Genomic DNA, 2,672 nt, shown 5'->3' with positions numbered 1-2,672 from the left:
GGCTTCAGTTCCAGCCGATGAATAACGCCGATCAATAGAATAAACAATGAACTTTTATTTTTAAATTTAACTGCGGTTACCGGCTGACGATTTTCAAACACCACCACATCGCCAAGCCGTGATCGTTACCAGCCATTTTAGGACGACAGAAAACGAACAAATAAAAAGTATGGAAAAAGAATTTTACTACTTAGACGAAAAGGAACAGAAAGGACCTTTTAACGTTGACCAACTAAGGACTGTTGGCTTAAAACCTGACACTTTGGTTTGGACTGATGGTTTTGAAAATTGGAAGCCAGTTAGAGAAGTTGAAGAACTCAAAGGATTGCTAAAAAAGACACCACCACCACCTCCGATAATTGACAACTTACCCAATTCGACTATTCAGCCTTTACAAGAAAATAAGGAAGAAAAAAAGGTTTTAGTTGAAGATAGCAATGTGAAATTTTGGGCTTCATTTAAAATATATGGAACTGCTTTTTTATTAGTTGGTCTTGCTGCATTTATTGCCTATTCCTATTCCAACAATAAAAAACAGAAGTTCAAAAAAGATATTTACTCAAAAGTAGATAATATTCTTGACGGCAAAACGGTTGTTCTTGACGGAGTTGAAACTCTTACACAAGGAAAACTCAAAGAAACTGGCTATCCTAAATCTAAAAGCAAGAATAGTGATGACTTATTCTTATTTGAAGAATGGTGGGAAAGAGAAAAGTTATATACTATATATGAAGCCACAAATGGTGGTTTTACAATTAAACAACTCACAAGACAAAATGACGATGGTTTTGACATAGAAACAACCTATTCTGGAGATATGGGTTATAAAAAACCATCAGGCAAATATGTTGCACCTGAATATATGGACGATGGTTGGGGTGGTCGTTTTAAAATTAGTGGTGGTTATTATGCAGATAATTACAGATTGTCTGTTAGAAAGTGCTACACAAATGCTTTTGAATATTTTACGAAAGATGATAAAAAATCACCGGGAGCTTATACGCCTGGGAAGTTTGTTGATATTTCAAACTTCTCAGACATTAGAAATGAATATTTCTATATGGACAATACAACTCCAAAACAATATTCATCTTCAGGAATTTTTTCATCTTCTTGGGAAAGTTCAGGTAACCACGGAGCAAATATAAATACAGAAGATTGGGCTGTTTATTACAAAACTTACGGAAAGCACTACGAGATTACAGAAAATGAAACAGCAATAAGAAAAGACCTTTTTACTTATTTAGGAATTACAGTTGGCACAACAATTTTATTATTGTTAATTCTACTATTTGCCAAACCAAAGTATTTTAGAAATCTAAACTTATTTGGCAAGCGTTGGAAAAACACTTCATATCAAGAGCAGATATTTTTCTTTGAACATTCATTTTTCGGCAAACATACCTTTGTTGAAATCATCAATGATAAAGTTTCAAAAGGTATAATAAAATTTACGGATAAGGGCAACACGATTAATCTCTCTTATCCTAGCAAAGAACTTTTTTACAAAATTGAAAAAATTAACCAAGATGATTTAGTTCTAATTTCAACAAAGGATAAAAGCAATATTGCTTTTAAACGAGTTGGAGCTAAAGAAACAGATGAGTCAAAAAAGGAAGAAGCAACCACGCAAACAGATGAAACTACAAAAAACGAAGAATTAGGAAATGAAGAAACTAATCAGTAATGTATTCTTAACATACGCATCGGATATATTGGCAGACACCAATACGGGTCTTACTTCAACTGAAATTGGCAAGTATTTTTCAGCGAAAAGTTTAGATTATAATGTAGATATTCCATTCCATAAACCTCCATTCGTTGATGCTCCCAATAAAAGAACAGCATTCCTTGAAAATTTAAAGCGTTTTAACTCTGACCAACAATTTGAAATTATTTCCGAGACCATTGAAAGGCTTCAACATCTTGACAGTGTAAAGGATTTGAAAAACAAATTGTATTCTCAATATCCTGAGTATATTCCAAGCGGACAACATATTCTAACAACAGAGCTTGTAAAGGAAACTCAACATTGGCTTTCTGCTTACAAAAAGGCTTTTGAATTATATAATTCTGCCTTAGACAAATTGAATAAGAATGTTTATCAAAGAAATTTAATTGACGATTTGAGACTTTCATTAGAGTTACTATTAAAAGAAGTTCTTAATAATGACAAGCCTTTAGAAAAACAGATTGCAGACGTAGGACAATTTCAGCAAGCTAAAGGAATTAGTCCTGAAACGACAAATATGTTTAATACGCTTTTGGACTATTACGGGAAATATCAAAATAAATATGCTAAACACGATGATAATGTGAACGAAAAAGAAATCGAATTTATAATAGACTTGACTTCAACTTTTATGAAATTCATAACCAAAAAATGACGACAAAGCAATTGACAGACAATGAAAAACGGCTGGTAACAGCGGTTTGGCGTAATGGCGGGTTCAGTGCTTCGTATGACATTTTTGTGGTAGGTTCAAGTGCAGTTCTTCGATTGAACTTTTGTGCTAAAAATCCGCCACTACGCCAAGCCGCAAAACGTTACAAGCCATTTTATTTTAGACATCGTAAATGAAGCATATTCCACCAATTTTAGGACAACAATCATTTCACTGCCCACACTGCGGTGTATTATCCGCCCAACAATGGTCAAGCAATATCCATTG

At 33.6% G+C, this 2,672-nt stretch carries 2 protein-coding genes; both read left to right on the top strand.

Annotated elements, in window-relative coordinates; all coding sequences use genetic code 11:
* Positions 1–169 precede the first annotated feature (169 nt).
* Positions 170–1,687: a DUF4339 domain-containing protein gene (locus EO766_RS18020; RefSeq protein ID WP_143439473.1), complete on the top strand. Its 1,518-nt coding sequence runs from the start codon at positions 170–172 to the stop codon at positions 1,685–1,687.
* On the top strand, positions 1,668–2,387 hold the full coding sequence (locus EO766_RS18015; RefSeq protein ID WP_074419670.1) for a hypothetical protein: 720 nt from the start codon (positions 1,668–1,670) through the stop codon (positions 2,385–2,387). Before EO766_RS18020 ends, EO766_RS18015 begins: the two co-directional genes overlap by 20 nt.
* The last annotated feature ends 285 nt before the right edge of the window (positions 2,388–2,672 follow it).

It is taken from the genome of Hydrotalea sp. AMD, assembly GCF_004100315.1.
In the GTDB taxonomy this organism is placed as follows: Bacteria; Bacteroidota; Bacteroidia; order Chitinophagales; family Chitinophagaceae; genus Hydrotalea; species Hydrotalea flava.
This window is presented reverse-complemented; position numbering and strand designations above follow the sequence as displayed.